The following is a 17,094-nucleotide window of genomic DNA, read 5'->3' as shown; positions in this document are numbered from 1 at the left end:
GAGGTGACGGGATGGGCGAACAGAAGTCAGCCGAGGCCGTAGTAGTTGCTCGAAACCGGAGTGACGAAGGGCTGAACCTGCCATGAGTGGACAGTCGGGTGTGATCTCTGTTGGATCGTAAAGCAGAAACTCCGCGTAGCGGGGGTCGAGACCATCAGGAGGTAGGAGCCGGAAGCTCCGAGGGCCGGTCTGGGCGCTTAGATACCGCAGGCGACACATCAACGGAACCAAGCTCGCTGACGCTGTTGGTTAGTAGGCAGGAACCGCCGTATACGGAACCGTATGTACGGTGGTGTGAGAGGACGGCGGGGGCAACCCCGCCTCCTACTCGATTATGGGCTAAGCGCTAACCCTGGCCGCAACTGGTCGTGCTGTGGAAAACTGGCGTCGACCACTCTGGCGCCAGCAGTTTATAGGTGTTGTCGATGCCCGCTATTGATCATCCGCTGATTGACCGCTTTCTCGATGCCCTGTGGCTGGAGAAAGGCTTGTCCGTGCACACGCGGGCGGCCTATCGCAGCGATCTGGCGTTGTTCCATGGTTGGCTGCAGGCGCGCGATCTGGAGCTGGCCGGCGTCGGTCGCGAGCTGATTCTCGATCATCTGGCCTGGCGTTTGAATGAGGGCTACAAGGCCCGCTCGACGGCGCGGCTGATCTCGGGGTTGCGCGGTTTTTATCGATTTCTGTTGCGTGAAGGGCTGATTGGCGCCGACCCGACCCTGCAGGTCGATTTGCCGCAGCTCGGCAGAGCGTTGCCAAAATCCCTCTCGGAGACGGATGTCGAAGCACTGCTGGCGGCGCCGGAGCTGGATGATCCGATCGGTCTGCGCGATCGCGCCATGCTCGAGGTGCTCTATGCTTGCGGGCTGCGGGTCAGCGAGTTGATCGGCCTGACCCTGGAGCAGGTCAATCTGCGTCAGGGCGTGTTGCGCGTGTTCGGCAAGGGCAGCAAGGAGCGCCTGGTGCCGCTGGGCGAGGAGGCGATCCTGTGGATCGAGCGCTACAGCAAGGAGGCGCGGCCGTTATTGCTGGGCGGCAAGCCCAGTGACGTGCTGTTTCCCAGCTTGCGTGGCGAGCAAATGACCCGGCAGACCTTCTGGCACCGGATCAAGCTGCAGGCCAGGGTCGCCGGTATCGCCAAGAGCCTGTCGCCGCACACCTTGCGCCATGCCTTTGCCACCCATCTGCTCAATCACGGTGCCGATCTGCGGGTGGTGCAGATGCTGTTGGGCCACAGCGATCTGTCGACCACGCAGATTTACACCCATATCGCTCGAGCGCGTCTGCAAGAGTTGCATGCCAAGCACCATCCACGGGGCTGAGGTGGCCGTCCGACCTGCTGTGGTCTGCCTTTGCGGGCATCTATGGTAGTCTGTTGCAACCTTCGTTTGTCCGACGCTCGTTAGGAGTATCCATGCGCGTGACCCGCATTTTCGCAGCCGTGGCCCTCGGCCTGGCCAGCAGCTTGAGCCTGGCCGCCGACCCCGATCAGGTGATCCGCAAGAGCCTGCAATCGATCCAGCCAGACCTGCCAATCGAGGCGATTGCCGAGAGTCAGATGCCCGGTCTGTATCAGATTCAGCTCAAGGGCGGCCGTCAGTTGTATGCCAGTGACGACGGCCAGTTCCTCCTGCAGGGCTATCTGTTCCAGATCAAGGACGGCAAGGCGGTCAACCTGACCGAAGAGCATGAAACCAAAGAGATTGCCAAGGAGATCAACGGCATTCCGGCCAAGGAAATGGTGATCTTCGCGGCCGAACAGGCCAAGACCCACATCACCGTGTTCACCGACACCGATTGCGGTTACTGCCAGAAACTGCACAGCGAAGTCCCGGAGCTCAATCGCCTGGGGGTCGAGGTGCGCTACGTGGCCTTCCCGCGTCAGGGTTTGCAGAGCCCGGCGTATAAGGAACTGGTCAGTGTCTGGTGCGCCGAGGATTCCAACGCCGCGATGGATCTGGCCAAGTCGCGGCAAGAAGTACCGACCGCCCAGTGCGACAACCCGGTGGCCAAGCAATACGCCCTGGGGCAGATGATCGGGGTCAGCGGCACGCCGGCGATCGTCCTGGCCAATGGCAAGCTGATACCGGGTTACCAACCCGCAGCGCAACTGGCCAAGCTCGCGCTCGAAGCCAAGTGATTCAGGGCTGATTGACTAATAAACAGCCGCTTCGTAAGGTGCGGCTCTTTTTTCTTTTCTGCGGCCGGAGCTAGCTCCGGCCGTTTTACGCAGTGCAGATGGGGAGTTCAGTGTGAAACCGGTCAAAGTAGGCATCTGTGGGCTGGGTACTGTCGGTGGCGGTACCTTCAACGTGCTCAAGCGCAACGCCGCGGAAATCGCGCGGCGTGCCGGGCGTGACATCGAGGTGGCGCAGATCGCGCTGCGCTCGCAGAACCCGCAGTGCGACATTACCGGTACCCCCATTACCAGCGATGTCTTCGAGCTGGTCGACAACCCCGAGATCGATATCGTCATCGAACTGATCGGCGGTTACACCCTGGCGCGCGAGTTGGTGCTCAGGGCCATCGACAATGGCAAGCATGTGGTCACCGCGAACAAGGCGCTGATCGCCGTGCATGGCAATGAGATCTTCGCCAGGGCGCGTGAGAAGGGCGTGATAGTCGCCTTCGAGGCCGCGGTGGCCGGAGGCATTCCGGTGATCAAGGCGATTCGCGAGGGGCTGGCCGCCAACCACATCAACTGGCTGGCCGGGATCATCAATGGCACCGGCAACTTCATCCTCAGTGAGATGCGCGAGAAGGGCCGTGCCTTCGCCGACGTGCTGGCCGAGGCGCAGGCGCTGGGTTACGCCGAAGCCGATCCGACCTTCGACGTCGAAGGCATCGATGCGGCGCACAAACTGACCATCCTCGCCTCCATCGCCTTCGGCATTCCGCTGCAATTCGACAAGGCCTACACCGAAGGCATCACCAAGCTGACCACGGCCGACGTGGGCTACGCCGAGGCCCTGGGTTATCGTATCAAGCACCTGGGCGTGGCGCGGCGCACCGCGGCTGGTATCGAGTTACGCGTGCACCCGACCCTGATCCCGGCCGACCGTCTGATCGCCAACGTCAATGGCGTGATGAACGCGGTGATGGTCAATGGCGACGCGGCGGGCTCGACCCTGTATTACGGCGCGGGTGCCGGCATGGAACCGACCGCTTCCTCGGTCATCGCCGATCTGGTCGACGTGGTGCGCGCCTTGACCACCGATCCGACCAATCGTGTGCCGCACCTGGCCTTCCAGCCGGACTTGCTGTCCGATCACCCGATTCTGCCGATCGCCGCGTGCGAGAGCGCCTACTACCTGCGCATTCAGGCCAAGGATCGTCCCGGCGTGCTGGCCCAGGTGGCGAGCATCCTGTCGCAGCGCGGCATCAACATCGAGTCGATCATGCAGAAGGAAGTCGAAGAACACGACGGCCTGGTGCCGATGATCCTGGTCACCCACCGGGTGGTCGAGGCGCGTATCGACGAGGCGCTGGCCGCCCTGGAAGCGCTCGACGATGTGGTCGGCAAGGTCATGCGTATCCGCGTCGAACAGTTGAACTAACCCGCAGCAGGCCGCGCGCGCAGCAGGCGCGTGCGGCCTGCCGCTTCAAACCGAAGGTTTGCCAAACATGCGCTATATCAGCACCCGCGGCCAGGCACCGGCCCTGAATTTCGAAGACGTTCTGCTGGCTGGCCTGGCCAGTGATGGCGGTCTCTACGTGCCGGAAAACCTGCCACGCTTTACCCAGGAAGAGATCGCCTCCTGGGCCGGCTTGCCCTACCACGAGCTGGCGTTCCGGGTGATGCGCCCGTTCGTTGCCGGCAGCATTGCCGATGCCGATTTCAAGAGGATTCTCGAAGAAACCTATGCGGTATTCGCCCACAGTGCGGTGGCGCCGTTGCGTCAGCTGAACGGCAACGAGTGGGTGCTCGAGCTGTTCCACGGCCCGACCCTGGCGTTCAAGGACTTCGCCCTGCAGTTGCTCGGCCGTCTGCTCGACCATGTGCTGGCCAAGCGCAACGAGCGCGTGGTGATCATGGGTGCCACCTCCGGCGACACCGGTTCGGCCGCCATCGAAGGCTGCAAGGCCTGCGACAACGTCGACATCTTCATCATGCACCCGCACAACCGGGTGTCCGAGGTGCAGCGCCGGCAGATGACCACCATCTTCGGCGAGAACATCCACAACATCGCCATCGAGGGCAACTTCGACGACTGCCAGGAGATGGTCAAGGCCAGCTTCGCCGATCAGGGCTTCCTCAAGGGTACGCGCCTGGTGGCGGTCAACTCGATCAACTGGGCGCGGATCATGGCCCAGATCGTCTACTACTTCCACGCCGCCCTGCAGCTCGGCGGCCCGGCCCGTTCCATTGCGTTCTCGGTGCCGACCGGCAACTTCGGCGACATCTTCGCCGGCTACCTGGCGCGCAACATGGGCCTGCCGATCAGCCAGCTTATAGTCGCGACCAACCGCAACGACATCCTCCATCGCTTCATGAGCGGCAATCGCTACGACAAGGGCGATCTGTACCCGACCCTGTCGCCGTCCATGGACATCATGGTTTCGTCGAACTTCGAGCGTCTGCTGTTCGACCTGCACGGGCGCAACGGCGCAGCTGTCGCCGAGCTGATGAGCACCTTCAAGCAGGGCGGCGGCTTCAGCGTCGAAGAAGACCGCTGGAGCGAGGCACGCAAGCTGTTCGACTCGCTGGCGGTGGACGACCAGGCGACCTGCGAAACCATCGCCGAGGTGTACGCCGAGTGCGGCGAGCTGCTCGATCCGCACACCGCCATCGGCGTGCGCGCCGCGCGCGAGTGCAGGCGCAGCCTGGCCACGCCCATGGTCATCCTGGGCACCGCACACCCGGTGAAGTTCCCCGAGGCGGTGGAGAAGGCCGGTATCGGCCAGGCTCCGGCGTTGCCGCCGCACCTGGCCGACCTGTTCGAGCGCGAAGAGCGCTGCACGGTGCTGGCCAACGACCTGAAAACGGTACAAGGCTTCGTCAGCCAGCACGGCAACCGCGGCAAGCCGCTGTAACGCCCCGCGCGCAAGCCCTGCAACCCGGTGTCGCCTCTGGCGGCCCCGGGTTTTTCTTTGGCCTCTGCAGCAACCAGTGTGCTGTCTCGGAATTATTGTTTCGATGACACCAGCTCGAAGGGTGCGCCGTGCGCACCAGGAATTATCAGTGGTGCGCACGGCCTGGGTGGCCCCGCGCGCGCTACACCGGCCGTAGGATGGGTTAGGCGGCCACAAATTGACCTGCTGCCAGCAGAGCAGCCGCGCCGTAGCCCATCATGGATTTCAGCCGTGACAACCGGATACAGGTATAAATCGCTCGATGGGTATCGCTGCGCTCATCCTACGCGGCCCGCATCCTGCGGTTACTGGCTCCTACAGGAGGCTGACTCTCCATGCAGCAGGCAACAGGACCTGGTCCCGCCTGCAGGTGCCGCTACAGCCAGCTAGGCTTTGGGTGAGCGAGTCGGGCTCAAGAGAGTGCGAGGCGGCCATGAACGAGTTCCCCAAGGAAATGCCACACGAGGTCATTCGGGCGCTCGAGCGTGGGCGCAAGATGGAGGCAATCGAGTTGCTGCGCGAAAACCAGGGGCTCAGCCTCAAGGAGGCCAAGGAGGCGGTCGAGTGCTATCTGTTGGAACACCCCCATCTGCGCCGCTCCAGAGGCACGCTGGGTGGCCATGGCCTGTGGTTCTGGCTGACGCTGATCCTGCTGCTGGGGCTATTGATACTGTTCAGCGGAAGGCTCTCGGCCGGCATAGAGGGCAGGGGCCAGCCGCCTGCCGGGGTGGCCATGACCGACTGTGGCTTCAGCTGACCAGCAGCAGGTAGACCAGTGCCATCATGACGATCAGGCCCAGCCAGATCAGGGCATTGAGCTTGCTGCGGGCGATTATGCCGGCACCGCGCAGACGGGTCGGCGGGTTCTCCTCGAGGTAGCGGTCGATCCGCGCCTCGGCCTCGTCTTCACTGATCCCTTTGCGCATACGCAGCAGGACGATGGCCTCTGTGCGGCGGTCTTCTTGCAGGGCAAGCAGTACGTCCCGGGGCAGGGGGTCTTCGATGGCAGGCATGAGGGTGCTCCTGGCCACGTTCAGACGGCGCCGTTTCGGCGCAGTTCGGCAATGGCCTCACTGTCATAGCCTAGCGCAGCGAGTACCCGCTCGGTGTGTTCGCCCAGCTCCGGGCCGGTCCACTCGACCCCGCCCGGGGTGTCCGACAGCTTGGGCACTATGCCGGGTATCTTGAACGGCTTGCCGTCCGGCAGCTTGGCGCTGAGCAGCATCTCGCGTGCCAGGTATTGCGGGTTGCCGAACATGTCCTCGGCGCTAAGGATGCGGCTGGCCGGCACCGCGGCCGTCGTTGCTGGCCAGGCTCGGGTCTTCGGCCAGGTCCTGAACACCGAAAATCTGGTGAGAGCTGGACGAGTGGATACGACGCCAATTGCGAGCACTCCAGCTTAAACAATGGAGGCGTGGTCCGACGATTTACCGCGAACTGCGGGCTCTGGAAGCCAGCAGCCAATCGGCCTGGAAAGTGGTGGCCAACTCGTGTTGTTGGTGGCGTAACAACCGCTTTGAGCTCAATCGAGTGCTGGTGGGGCGTGGTTCGACAGGCTGGGACTGGTGTGACTCTCGTAACCTCAATCTCTCGAACCGCCCGGTGCGTACCCGCATGCCGGGTGGTGTGGCAGGGGAGCGACCTGTGAAGGCCGTCCCCTGTGCCGATTGCCTGATGGCGGCTGGTCAGGCCGCCGGGTTCAGGCCGCCTGGCTTTGCCCCGGCGTGCCGCCGGCGGGTTGCCGATAGAGCAGCAGTGCCAGCGACAAAACCAGCAGGGCGGCCAGCAGGCCTTGGGCCAGCAGGGTTTCGGCTACCGGGTAGAGGCCGAAGTAAAGCTGCAGCCAGGGCGCGTCAGGGAACCAGTGCACCGGGGTGGCGGGCACCAGTGCCGCCGTTTGCAGGCCGCGCACGCCACTGCCGGTCATCATCAGGCAAAGCATGGCCAGCAGCACGCCGGTAACCCGGAAGAACAGGGTGACCGGCAGCTTGGCTTCAAGGCCGAGCACCACATAGGCGGCCACCGCCGAGAGCAGGGCTCCGCCGATCAAGCCGGCCAGTACCGGCAGGGATGGCGCATCAATCAGCAGGGCTTGGTAAAACAGCACGGTTTCGAAGCCTTCGCGAAAGACTACCAGGAAGGCCAGGCTGAACAGGGTTGTCCAGCCTAGATAGGGGCTGCGCGAGCCTTGCTGGGACTGTCCGGCATGGCTGGCCTTGCGACGTATTTCGGCAACCCAGTCGGTGACATAGGCTTTGCGGAAGATCCAGTGGGTTACGTACAGCAGGACCGCCGCGGCGGTCAGTGCGGTAAGCCCTTCCAGCAGTTCGCGCTGCAGGGTGGTCATGGCGAACAGCTGCCCGACGGCCAGCCACAGTGCAAAGGAGCCGGCCACCGCGCTGCCGGTTCCGGCCAGTATCGGCCAGCGCCAGCCGCGCAGGCCGGCGGCCGGGATGCCGCTGGCCTTTACGGCGCCGATCATGCAGGCCAGTACGATCACGGCTTCCAGGCCTTCGCGCAGGAGAATGGCCAGCGATTGAACAAAGGCGCCCATCGCGGACAGTTGGCTGCTGAGGATGCTTGCCGCCTGTTTGCTGTCGGCTTGCAGGCGTGCCAGGGCGGCGTTGAGTTCCTCCTCGGGAGCCTGACGCGCAATCAGTGCGCCGAGGCCGGGGTCATTGGCGTTGCCCTCCCAGAAGGCAGCTTCCATTTTCAGCGCCAGCGCCGGGGCGCGGGGCATCAGGCGCTGCTCGATATCGGGATCGAAAAGCGCGTAGGCCTCCAGGCGCTTGAGGTCTGCGGCGGCCCAGTCGCCGGAATTGACCGCGTTGGCCAGTTCGCTGAGGACTTCCGGCAACAGCGTCAGGGCCGCGCCATGGTCGCTTTGCAGCAGTTCCTGGCCATACACCTGGGCCAGCAAGGCCAGGCCTTCGTCGCTCAGTGCCTGGACGCGCGGGACAGCACCTTTGCTGGCGATCTGATGCTGCAATTCACTCAGAATGTCCGTCATCCGTTGCAGGGCTGCGGGGGCGCGTTCGGCCAGGTTGTAGCCGAGATCACCGAGGAGCATTTCGGCACGGTCGCGAAACAGCCCGGCTTCGAAGTATTCGAAGGGGATGGTGACCTCGCCGTCGCGCACGCCTTTGCTGTATTCCAGAGGGATCAGGCGCAGAAACCGCGAGAACAGCTGAATGCGTCTTTCCAGTTCCGCTGCCGCGAGCTGCGCCGGGGCATAGCTGCTCAGTTGGCCTTCCAGTTCGGCAAGCTGTTTGGCGAGCGCATCTGCCGGCCGCTCGGCATGCAGTTGGGTAAAGCGGGTGGCGATAAGCTGGGCTTTCTCGCTGCCCAGGCGACTGCTCAGGTTGTCGCTCAGCAGGCGCTGCAGCCCCTGGGCTCGGGCCAGGCTGCCCGCCAGTTGCACGCGATGGCCGGCGGCCAGATGGCTGCGTGCCTGGGCCAGGGCCATGCGCATTTCGCTGGCATAGATGCCCAGCAGCTCAGGTTCGATGATCTGGCGCGCCTGCGCGGCGCTCAGGCGTCCGGCCAGTGCTTCGCGGATTGCCAGGCTGGCGGCGGTGTCACGCGAGGTGCGTGCGTATTCGCGAATGTGCAGCCAGGCGGCGGCTGACTCGAAAGCGCCCTGGTCGAGTTGGCGCATGCTGTTGCGCAGGGCACCATCGAGCAGGCCGCACCAGAGCTCGGCGCGGGCCTGGGCGGCCAGGCCTGGGTCCCAGGTCTGAACCGCTTGTTCCAGGCGGGCCAAGGCGTTGTCGATCTGTGCGGCCTGGCTGGCGGTGTCGTGGGCGTAGGCCGCCTGCAGACCCTGTTGCCATTGCTGGCGCAGGTGCTCCAGGCGTTTGCCGGCGTCCTCGCGCAGTGGGGTGGACGGCTGGCGGAACAGGTAGCGTTGCAGGTAGGCGCTATCGTTGCGCAAGGCCTCGGCGTTTGGCCAGGGCACGCTGGTGCTTGCGGTGCTGGCCAGTGCGCAAAGCAGGCTTATGAGAAACACAAGTGGGCGCAGAACGAGTGCGGTCATGGTCGGGTCTCATTGGCGCCGTTAAGGCTGTAGGTTGCTGCTGCCAGTTCGAACGGCGGGATAACCAGGTCGATTTTCAGCGTGTTGTAGGCAAATTCCTGGGTCGCGACCCGATACCAGAGGCGTGTTTCCAGGATCAGCGGGCCGCGCACGTCAGCCGCCAGAGGGGCCTGGTAACTCACGAGATCTTCGCCTTTGGGCGGGATGCCGGGACGCAGGTGGGTGATTTCGGCGGTGATAAAGGTCAGGTGATCGGGAATGCGCTTGCCCTCGGCGTCGCGGAAGTCTTCACGCCAGATCACCGCGTCGGGGTCGGTTTCGCCGCGCACGCCATCGAAGGCGCCCGAGTGATAGAGCGAATTGCCGTCGGCATCGCGGACGATGACCTCAAGCCACATGTGCTTCTGGTCAATCACGCCGGTGGGCAGGTTGTGCCCGGCGCCCAGGTTTTGCACGGCAATGCTGAAGCGCAACTGGCCATCGGCGACTTCGCTGTGGCGCAGCTCCAGGCCGGCAGCGGCGCGCAGCAGTTCGCGCGTGGCCTGGCCCTGACGCTCGATCAGCTGGGTGTTTTTCGTCTCCGTCAGACCAGGCAGCAGGCCGCCGCGCAGGTAGGTGAGGTTGGAGCCCAGGGCGGTGTCGAACATCAGGTAGTTGGAACCGACAAAGTTGTGTGCGTAGCGCTCCGGCTTGGCCAGGTTGCCGTCGCGAATCTGGCGCACGTAGGCGGCCGGATCGGGAGCCATGTGGCAGTCCTGGCAGGTCACGTCGTTGCGCCCGTACCAGCTGTCACGCCATTCGACAAAGGTGCTTTGCACATGCTGACGGCTAACCGCCTTGGACATCGAGCTGTCGTAGTTCTCGGTGTGGCAGGCGCCGCAAAAGTCCGCACTGGCGATCAGGTCATTGGTTTGCGTTGCGCCAAAGGCGCGCGAATGGTCGCGCGGTGCGGCCAGGATCATCGGGTTGGAGAGTTGGTCTACTCCGGTGTTTACGGCGAGGGTCAGGGCGCCGTTGCCTTCCACCGGGTCGGCATGGGTGGCGGTGTGGCACATCACGCAGGTCAAGCCTTCGGTTTCCGCGTCGGAAGGCATGACCGACTTGAAGCGGTTGGTGCGTCCGGCCAGCACCTCGCCAGGGGCATGACAACCTTCGCAGAAACGGGCTTTCTCAATGCCATTGCGGTGCAGGTCTTCGTTGACCTCGACGGCTTTCTCGTAGATCACGTCGCGTCCGGCGATGGCGTGCAGTGAGGGCGCCCACTCATCGAATTCGCGTTGATGGCATTCGGCGCAGGCGGCTGCCGACTGGATGGTTTTGGGCTCAATCAGCCGGCCATTTTCCGTTTTCAGCCGCGAAGGCCAAAAGGGCCGCGGATTACCCTCGGCGTCAGGCCCGAAAGGCAGTTGGTAGAAAGGAATGTCGGCCAGGTCGACACCCGGCTCGACGGCTTGGGGGCGCAACCATTCGGCGGCGAGCATCAGGCCGATGCTGGCCAGCAGGCCGAGGGCGAGCCAGGGGGCGTTCTTCTTGAATTGGCTTTTCACGCCTGCGCTTCCTTGTCGGTGGTATGCGCATGGCGCCAGTGGCGCAGCAGCAAATGGGCAAGCAGGCCGATGCTGGCCAGGCAGGCGGCCCACAAGTGCACAAAGGTCAAGAGGTCGGTCGTTTCGAAACTCCAGAACCAAATGACGCCGCCCAGGTAGAGGGCGACCGGCAAGGTCATTAGCAAGCCGCCGAGCAACAGCAGGACGCATTTGCCCAGCAGCAGCCAGCTGAGCCAGGTGAATGCCGGCCGCTGGCTGCTGCGCAAGCCGCTGCGGACGTGCCGGTCGATCCAGAACGCGAGCAGGACGGTGAATGCCAGGCCGAGACACAGGTGGACAAACAGGACGATTTCACCGGAGTTCCAGTTGCGCCCGGCCAGCAATTCCAGATGCAGCCCAGAGCCCATCAGGCCGGCAAACAACAGGGAGATCAGCAGGCTGGTGCGCGATTTGGTCGGTGCAGCGGGCGCATTGCGCACCGTCGATTCAAGGGGCAGAGGGGCAGTCATATACAGGGGCTCTTGCGGACAACGGCCGCGCAACGATGCGGCGATTGGCTGGCAGGCTTGCTCGGCAAACCGTCGAAAAAGGCAGGTGAGGGCACCGCGACAAGGCGCTACGCAGTAGCGCCGTATCGTTCACGCAGGTGGCCTTGCTGCGGCCGATTAGCCGCGAATTGTCACCTCGTTCTTGGCAGCGGCCTGCAACACCATGGCGACCACCCGGTCGGCGATGTCTTGCGCTTCGTTGCCGAGGGCGTCGGCCTCTTCGGTGCCGAACTGGGTGCCGGCTTTTTCCCGTGCGTAGGTGTCTTCAACCAGGCTCAGCAGCTCTTCGAAGCCGTTCTTGATCTGCTGGTCGAGGGCCGCATCGTTGCTCGCCACTACCGGGGAAATGGCGCTGAAATACATTTTCTTGCAGCCGCCCATGATGCCCAGTACGTCAGCCAGGCGACTTTGTGCGACGAATGCGCCGATTTCTTCGGAGATGAACTGGGACTCTTTCCACTCGCCGAAATAATCACCCACCGTCGGCGTCATGGTCACCACGGAGGTGAACGCGTCGTCGCGGTTGGGCTTCCAGGCGCTCATATCCGCCTGCAGGGCTTTCGACCAGTGCGTTAGCGCTCCGGCGGCGCCAAGTCCCAGGTTGGCGTCGAAGAGCATCTCGCCACGACTGATCTTGCCGTCGCCATTGAGGTCGACCTCGAGTTTCACCAGGGCTTCGTCCATGCCCCAGAACAGCGGCTCGGTGATGCCGTGGAACAGGTTGCCGGGGCGCTTGAGCACCTTGCCGTCGGGCAACGGCAGATCATATTCCGCCACGTCTTCGCTCTCGCTGCCCGGATTGCCGGCGTCGAGGATCAGGTCATATTTGGCGGTGGCGGGGATGCCGGCGACTATGCCTTCAATCGTTTCATACTGGTTCGAGGTCTCCAGCCACAGGGTGCGGATGGTCTCGATCTGCCGGGCCAACTGCTTCTTGTCGGCGTTCCAGGCGGCCTGATAATCGCCTTTGTGAGCCTTGATAATGGCCGCATAGTCGGCTACGGCGGTCTCCAGCAACTGCGCCTGGGCGATCAGTCGGGCGTTGTGATCCAGGGTGAATTGCTTGACGCTGGCCAGGCCGCGCACCTCGGCATCGGTTGCGGCACTCACTTCTCCGCTGATACTCAGTGCCGCAAGCAGCGCCATGGCCAGTGCGCTGGCCTGCCCGCGCTTGTTGAGTTTTTTCGACATCACACAACCCCTTTGCTATTGGTTGAACCCATAAATGCACAATCCTGATCGCTATTGTTATTCGCAATCATTGTCATTTGCAGTCAACGTATCATTTAGCTCGGTTGTCTGAGTTGATTAAGATCAAGTGCGCCCGTGTTGTCGGCCAGGCCTGAGGCGTCGTTATGCCGGGCGTCAGATCGCTCCGCTTGCGCGCAGGGCGGCGATCTGGGCGTTGTCGTAACCCAGGTCGCCGAGGATCTGCAGGTTGTGTTCGCCCAGCTCCGGGCCGGTCCACTCGACCCCGCCCGGGGTGTCCGACAGCTTGGGCACTATGCCGGGCATCTTGAACGGCTTGCCGTCCGGCAGCCTGGCGCTGAGCAGCATTTCGCGGGCCAGGTATTGCGGGTCGCCGAACATGTCCTCGGCGCTGAAGATGCGGCTGGCCGGCACTTCGGCCCGGTTCAGGGTGGCCATCACCTGCTCCAGCGGCAGCGCGCCGACCCAGCGGTCGATTACTCCGTACAACTCGTCGCGGCGTGCGTCGCGGCCGTCGTTGCTGGCCAGGCTCGGGTCTTCGGCCAGGTCCGGTCGGTCGATGGCCTGCATGAAACGTTTGAAGATCGCATCGCCGTTGGCGCCGATCTGGATGTGCCTGCCGTCGCGGCTGGTGTGGATCGAGGATGGGGTGATGCCGGGCATGATGTTGCCGCTGCGTTCGCGGATGAAGCCGAACACGTCGAACTCCGGCACCAGGCTTTCCATCATGGCGAAGATCGCCTCGTACAGCGCCACATCGACCACCTGACCCTGGCCGCCGTTGACCTCGCGGTGCCGTAGCGCCATCAACGCCCCGATCACGCCCCACAGGGCGGCAATCGAATCGCCGATGGAAATGCCGGTGCGCACCGGTGGGCGATCTTCGAAGCCGGTGATATAGCGCAGTCCGCCCATGGCTTCGCCCACCGCGCCGAAGCCCGGCTGATCCTTCATCGGCCCGCTCTGGCCGAAGCCGGACAGGCGCACCATCACCAGCTTGGGGTTGAGCGCATGCAGCACCTCCCAACCCAGGCCGAGCTTTTCCAGCACGCCGGGGCGGAAGTTTTCGATCAGGATGTCGGCGCCTGCCAGCAGCTTTTTCAGCACCTCGAGCCCTTGCTCGTGCTTGAGGTTGAGGGTGATCGAGCGTTTGTTGCGCGCCTGCACGAACCACCACAGCGAGGTGCCTTCGTAGAGCTTGCGCCACTTGCGCAGCGGGTCGCCGCCATCCGGGGATTCGACCTTGATCACCTCGGCACCGAATTCGGCGCAGATGCGCGCGGCGAAGGGCCCGGCGATCAGGCTGCCGAGTTCGATCACTTTGAGGCCGGCGAGGGGTTTGCTGGGCAGGCTCATGGGGCGTCCATCTATCTGGGGATGGTCGCGACTCTAACGTGAGTGGGCGGCATCGGGTAGACTTGCCCGCTTATTTGCCCAGTCAAGAAGTCCGCCCATGGCCCTGCCGTCCACCACCTACAAAATCGAGCTGAACCTCACCGATATCGATCGCAGCATCTATCAGAACCTGCGCTTTACCGTGGCCAAGCACCCGTCGGAGACTGAAGAGCGCCTGGCCGCGCGGCTGATCGCCTATGCACTGTTCTATGACGAGCAGTTGGCCTTCGGCCGCGGCCTGTCGGATGTCGATGAGCCGGCGCTGTGGGAAAAGAGCCTGGATGGCCGGGTGTTGCACTGGATCGAGGTCGGTCAGCCCGACAGCGATCGCATCACCTGGTGCTCGCGGCGTACCGAGAAATTCAGCTTGGTGGCCTACGGCAACCTGCGCGTCTGGCAGGCCAAGGTGCTCGACCCGGTGCGCAGCCTGAAGAACATCAATGTGGTGGCGCTGGACCAGGAAGCCCTGGCCAGCCTGGCTCTCGATCTGCCGCGCTCGCTGAACTGGAGCGTGATGATCAGCGACGGTGAGTTGTTCGTCACCGACGAGCGCGGTCAGCACGAAGTGCCCATCGAGTGGCTGATCGGCCAGCGCTGAGGCTTGGATTTGTAGGATGGGTATCGCAGGCTCAGCCCATCCTACGGTTCGTCTCGACCTGCACACTGAGATACCCGCCCCATGCGCATCGAAGCCCGCCCGCTACCCGCCGTCCTGCCTGACCTGGGCAATCTGCCGCCGCTGTTGACCCGTCTGTATGCTGCCCGTGGCGTGCAGTCGCTGGCCGAGCTGGATAAGGGCCTGGCCCGGCTGATCCCTTATCAGCAGCTCAAGGGCATCGAGGCGGCGGTCGAGCTGCTGGTGCTGGCCCTGGAGCAGGGCCAGCGCATGCTGATCGTCGGCGACTTCGACGCCGATGGCGCCACCGCCAGTACGGTGGGCATGCTCGGTCTGCGCATGCTCGGCGCCGCCCATGTCGACTACCTGGTGCCGAACCGGTTCGAGTATGGCTACGGCCTGACCCCGGAAATCGTCGCGGTGGCGCTGCAGCGCCAGCCGCAGTTGCTGATCACCGTGGACAACGGCATCTCCAGCGTCGAGGGCGTGGCGGCGGCCAAGGCGGCGGGGCTGAAAGTGCTGGTCACCGATCACCACTTGCCAGGGGCTGAGCTGCCCGCGGCGGATGCCATCGTCAATCCCAACCAGCAGGGCTGCGAGTTCCCGAGCAAGGCCATGGCCGGGGTCGGGGTGATCTTCTATGTGCTGCTGGCGCTGCGTGCGCGCTTGCGCGAGCTGAACTGGTTCAATCCGCAGCGGCCGCAACCGAACCTGGCCGAGCTGCTCGACCTGGTGGCCCTGGGCAGCGTCGCCGACGTGGTGCCGCTGGACGCCAACAATCGCATCCTGGTCCATCAGGGCCTGGCGCGGATTCGCGCCGGGCGGGCGCGGCCGGGGTTGCGCGCGATTCTCGAGGTGGCCGGGCGGCAGCCGGAACGCATCACCTCCACCGACCTGGGCTTTATCCTCGGCCCGCGCCTGAATGCGGCCGGGCGCCTGGACGACATGAGCCTGGGTATCGAATGCCTGCTTTGTGAAGATGAAGCCCTGGCCCGCGATATGGCGGTGCAGCTGGATCAGCTCAACCAGGACCGCAAGGCCATCGAACAGGGCATGCAGCGCGAGGCCCTGGCCCAGCTCAAGGACCTGCCGCTGGAAGACATGCCGTTCGGCCTGTGCCTGTTCGAGGCGGATTGGCACCAGGGCGTGATCGGCATTCTCGCCTCGCGCATGAAGGAGCGTTACCACCGGCCGACCATCGCCTTCGCCGATGCCGGCGACGGCGTGCTCAAGGGCTCGGCGCGTTCGGTGCCGGGCTTTCATATCCGTGATGCCCTGGACGCCGTCGCGGCCAGGCATCCGCAGCTGATCAGCAAGTTCGGCGGGCATGCCATGGCGGCGGGGCTGTCCCTGCCCGAAGCCAACTTCGGCGCCTTTGCCGCCGCCTTCGATGCCGAGGTGCGGCGCCAGCTGTGCGAAGACGACCTGACCGGGCGTCTGCTCTCCGATGGCGCCCTGTCGGTAGAAGAGTTTCACCTGCCCCTGGCCCAGGAACTGCGCAATGCCGGGCCCTGGGGCCAGCACTTCCCCGAGCCGCTGTTCCATGGCGTGTTCCAGGTGGTGCAGCAGCGTCTGGTCGGCGACAAGCACCTCAAGCTGGTGCTTAAGACCGAGTGCGGCGGGCAGACCCTGGACGGCATCGCCTTCAACATCGACCGCGAGGTCTGGCCCAATCCCACCGTGCGCTGGGTCGAACTGGCCTACAAGCTGGACGTCAACGAGTACCGCGGCCGGGAAAGCGTGCAACTGATGGTGGCGCACCTGGCGCCACGCTGAGGTGTCGCTTAGCCCTGGTTGGCCTGCAGGCGCCGCTCATCGACAAGGACGCGTTCGCTGACATCGCTCCAGCGCGAGAGCAGTTGCGGCGGTTGTGCGGATTTCTGCTGCGGCGCCTTGGCCAGGAAGATCCCGTGGTTGTTGAAGGCATACACCGGCAGCAGGTCGCGGCGTTCCATGGCCGGCTTGATCCGCGGCTCGAGGTTGTCGAGGATCAGCGGCTGCTCCGTCTGGCTCGGGTAGTAGGCCAGCACCATGTGCGCCTGATTGAGCGACAGGGCCTTGACGAAGGTCAGGCGCAGCTTCTCGCTGGGGATGCCCAGCTCTACCAGGCTGAAATACTTGCCGATGGCGAAGTCTTCGCAATCGCCGCGGCCGCGCGCCAGCGTCTGCACCGGAGTCGCCCAGTATTCGTCCACCCCCCAGATTTCGCGATCCGTGCCGTAGCTCACCGAGCGGTTGATGAAGTCGTTGACCGCCTGCAGTTTGCTGCGCTCGTCCAGGCTGCCGCTCTGCTCGATCAGGCTGCGCCAGCTGGTCAGACGGGCTTGCTCGATGGCCTGACCCAGAGAGCTCTCAGGCCGGAGTTGGGCATTGCCGGGGGGCAGGCCATGGCCAACAGGATGGCCAGGATGGGTTTGCGGACGGCTGCAAGTCGGGACATGGTCGGGGTTGTCTGCGCTGGACGATTGAGCCTTCCATAGCCTGAATCGAGTTCTACTCGAAGTGACGCCATCCTACCGACGTCAATTAGTAAGCGCATAGAGGCAGGGTGTGATGCAAAACACTATTTGTGGATTTCCCCCGAATAACCGACCAACTGCATGGCGCTGGTGACGGGCCCCTGTTGCGGGGGCAGGATGCGGTTGTGCCCATGGCGCCGCCGGTTCGACC

At 64.0% G+C, this 17,094-nt stretch carries 14 protein-coding genes and 1 pseudogene; 7 read left to right on the top strand and 8 right to left on the bottom strand.

Annotated elements, in window-relative coordinates:
* Positions 1–425 precede the first annotated feature (425 nt).
* From xerD to BM315_RS21160, 5 genes are all read left to right on the top strand, one after another.
* Positions 426–1,322, top strand: coding sequence for a site-specific tyrosine recombinase XerD (xerD, locus tag BM315_RS21180; RefSeq protein WP_090505288.1), 897 nt, complete (start codon positions 426–428; stop codon positions 1,320–1,322).
* Between the two features lie 92 nt (positions 1,323–1,414).
* Positions 1,415–2,140 carry a thioredoxin fold domain-containing protein gene (locus BM315_RS21175; RefSeq protein ID WP_090505287.1) on the top strand — a complete coding sequence of 242 codons (726 nt, stop codon included), beginning with the start codon at positions 1,415–1,417 and terminating at the stop codon, positions 2,138–2,140.
* A gap of 112 nt (positions 2,141–2,252) precedes the next feature.
* On the top strand, positions 2,253–3,557 hold the full coding sequence (locus tag BM315_RS21170) for a homoserine dehydrogenase (RefSeq protein ID WP_090505285.1): 1,305 nt from the start codon (positions 2,253–2,255) through the stop codon (positions 3,555–3,557).
* A gap of 67 nt (positions 3,558–3,624) precedes the next feature.
* Positions 3,625–5,034 carry a threonine synthase gene (gene thrC / locus BM315_RS21165; RefSeq protein WP_090505283.1) on the top strand — a complete coding sequence of 470 codons (1,410 nt, stop codon included), beginning with the start codon at positions 3,625–3,627 and terminating at the stop codon, positions 5,032–5,034.
* A 472-nt stretch (positions 5,035–5,506) separates the two neighbouring features.
* Positions 5,507–5,830, top strand: a complete 324-nt coding sequence (locus tag BM315_RS21160) for a hypothetical protein (protein ID WP_090505281.1) — start codon at positions 5,507–5,509, stop codon at positions 5,828–5,830.
* Here BM315_RS21160 and BM315_RS21155 read toward each other — a convergent pair.
* The 7 genes and pseudogenes from BM315_RS21155 to BM315_RS21125 all read right to left on the bottom strand — a co-directional run bounded on the left by BM315_RS21155 (position 5,823) and on the right by BM315_RS21125 (position 13,769).
* A complete protein-coding gene (locus BM315_RS21155; protein WP_090505279.1) occupies positions 5,823–6,086 on the bottom strand; it encodes a hypothetical protein in 264 nt (87 codons plus the stop codon). The genes BM315_RS21160 and BM315_RS21155 overlap by 8 nt on opposite strands.
* 20 nt (positions 6,087–6,106) lie before the next feature.
* Positions 6,107–6,425 (bottom strand): annotated as a pseudogene (locus BM315_RS21150) (CoA transferase); the annotation flags it as partial.
* Positions 6,426–6,772: 347 nt separating this feature from the next.
* Positions 6,773–9,109, bottom strand: coding sequence for an FTR1 family protein (locus BM315_RS21140; protein ID WP_090505277.1), 2,337 nt, complete (start codon positions 9,107–9,109; stop codon positions 6,773–6,775).
* Positions 9,106–10,656: a multiheme c-type cytochrome gene (locus tag BM315_RS21135; RefSeq protein ID WP_170862279.1), complete on the bottom strand. Its 1,551-nt coding sequence runs from the start codon at positions 10,654–10,656 to the stop codon at positions 9,106–9,108. Before BM315_RS21135 ends, BM315_RS21140 begins: the two co-directional genes overlap by 4 nt.
* Positions 10,653–11,165, bottom strand: coding sequence for a hypothetical protein (locus tag BM315_RS24735; protein WP_170862278.1), 513 nt, complete (start codon positions 11,163–11,165; stop codon positions 10,653–10,655). The genes BM315_RS21135 and BM315_RS24735 overlap by 4 nt, the downstream gene beginning before the upstream one ends.
* Before the next feature lie 156 nt (positions 11,166–11,321).
* Positions 11,322–12,395, bottom strand: coding sequence for an imelysin family protein (locus tag BM315_RS21130; protein WP_090505273.1), 1,074 nt, complete (start codon positions 12,393–12,395; stop codon positions 11,322–11,324).
* Positions 12,396–12,569: 174 nt separating this feature from the next.
* Positions 12,570–13,769, bottom strand: coding sequence for a CaiB/BaiF CoA transferase family protein (locus tag BM315_RS21125; protein ID WP_090505271.1), 1,200 nt, complete (start codon positions 13,767–13,769; stop codon positions 12,570–12,572).
* Positions 13,770–13,866: 97 nt separating this feature from the next.
* Between BM315_RS21125 and BM315_RS21120 the strand changes: the two genes are divergently transcribed.
* Positions 13,867–14,406 carry a YaeQ family protein gene (locus BM315_RS21120; protein WP_090505269.1) on the top strand — a complete coding sequence of 180 codons (540 nt, stop codon included), beginning with the start codon at positions 13,867–13,869 and terminating at the stop codon, positions 14,404–14,406.
* Between the two features lie 81 nt (positions 14,407–14,487).
* Complete coding sequence (recJ, locus tag BM315_RS21115; RefSeq protein WP_090505268.1) at positions 14,488–16,200, top strand: single-stranded-DNA-specific exonuclease RecJ; 1,713 nt, start codon at positions 14,488–14,490, stop codon at positions 16,198–16,200.
* Positions 16,201–16,208: 8 nt separating this feature from the next.
* Here the strand turns inward: recJ and BM315_RS21110 are convergent, their stop codons facing one another.
* On the bottom strand, positions 16,209–16,685 hold the full coding sequence (locus tag BM315_RS21110) for a transglutaminase-like cysteine peptidase (protein WP_342029881.1): 477 nt from the start codon (positions 16,683–16,685) through the stop codon (positions 16,209–16,211).
* Between the last annotated feature and the right edge of the window lie 409 nt (positions 16,686–17,094).

Source organism: Pseudomonas borbori (assembly GCF_900115555.1).
Lineage (GTDB): Bacteria > Pseudomonadota > Gammaproteobacteria > Pseudomonadales > Pseudomonadaceae > Aquipseudomonas > Aquipseudomonas borbori.
Note: the sequence above shows the minus strand (reverse complement) of the source record. Positions and strands in the feature narration are given on the sequence as shown.

Bases quoted from the DNA above. Each gene is read 5' to 3' on its own strand.
- xerD (WP_090505288.1), top strand. From the start codon at position 426: ATGCCCGCTATTGATCATCCGCTGATTGACCGCTTTCTCGATGCCCTG.
- BM315_RS21175 (WP_090505287.1), top strand. From the start codon at position 1,415: ATGCGCGTGACCCGCATTTTCGCAGCCGTGGCCCTCGGCCTGGCCAGC.
- thrC (WP_090505283.1), top strand. From the start codon at position 3,625: ATGCGCTATATCAGCACCCGCGGCCAGGCACCGGCCCTGAATTTCGAA.
- BM315_RS21160 (WP_090505281.1), top strand. From the start codon at position 5,507: ATGAACGAGTTCCCCAAGGAAATGCCACACGAGGTCATTCGGGCGCTC.
- BM315_RS21155 (WP_090505279.1), bottom strand. From the start codon at position 6,086: ATGCCTGCCATCGAAGACCCCCTGCCCCGGGACGTACTGCTTGCCCTG.
- BM315_RS21140 (WP_090505277.1), bottom strand. From the start codon at position 9,109: ATGACCGCACTCGTTCTGCGCCCACTTGTGTTTCTCATAAGCCTGCTT.
- BM315_RS24735 (WP_170862278.1), bottom strand. From the start codon at position 11,165: ATGACTGCCCCTCTGCCCCTTGAATCGACGGTGCGCAATGCGCCCGCT.
- BM315_RS21130 (WP_090505273.1), bottom strand. From the start codon at position 12,395: ATGTCGAAAAAACTCAACAAGCGCGGGCAGGCCAGCGCACTGGCCATG.
- BM315_RS21125 (WP_090505271.1), bottom strand. From the start codon at position 13,769: ATGAGCCTGCCCAGCAAACCCCTCGCCGGCCTCAAAGTGATCGAACTC.
- BM315_RS21120 (WP_090505269.1), top strand. From the start codon at position 13,867: ATGGCCCTGCCGTCCACCACCTACAAAATCGAGCTGAACCTCACCGAT.
- recJ (WP_090505268.1), top strand. From the start codon at position 14,488: ATGCGCATCGAAGCCCGCCCGCTACCCGCCGTCCTGCCTGACCTGGGC.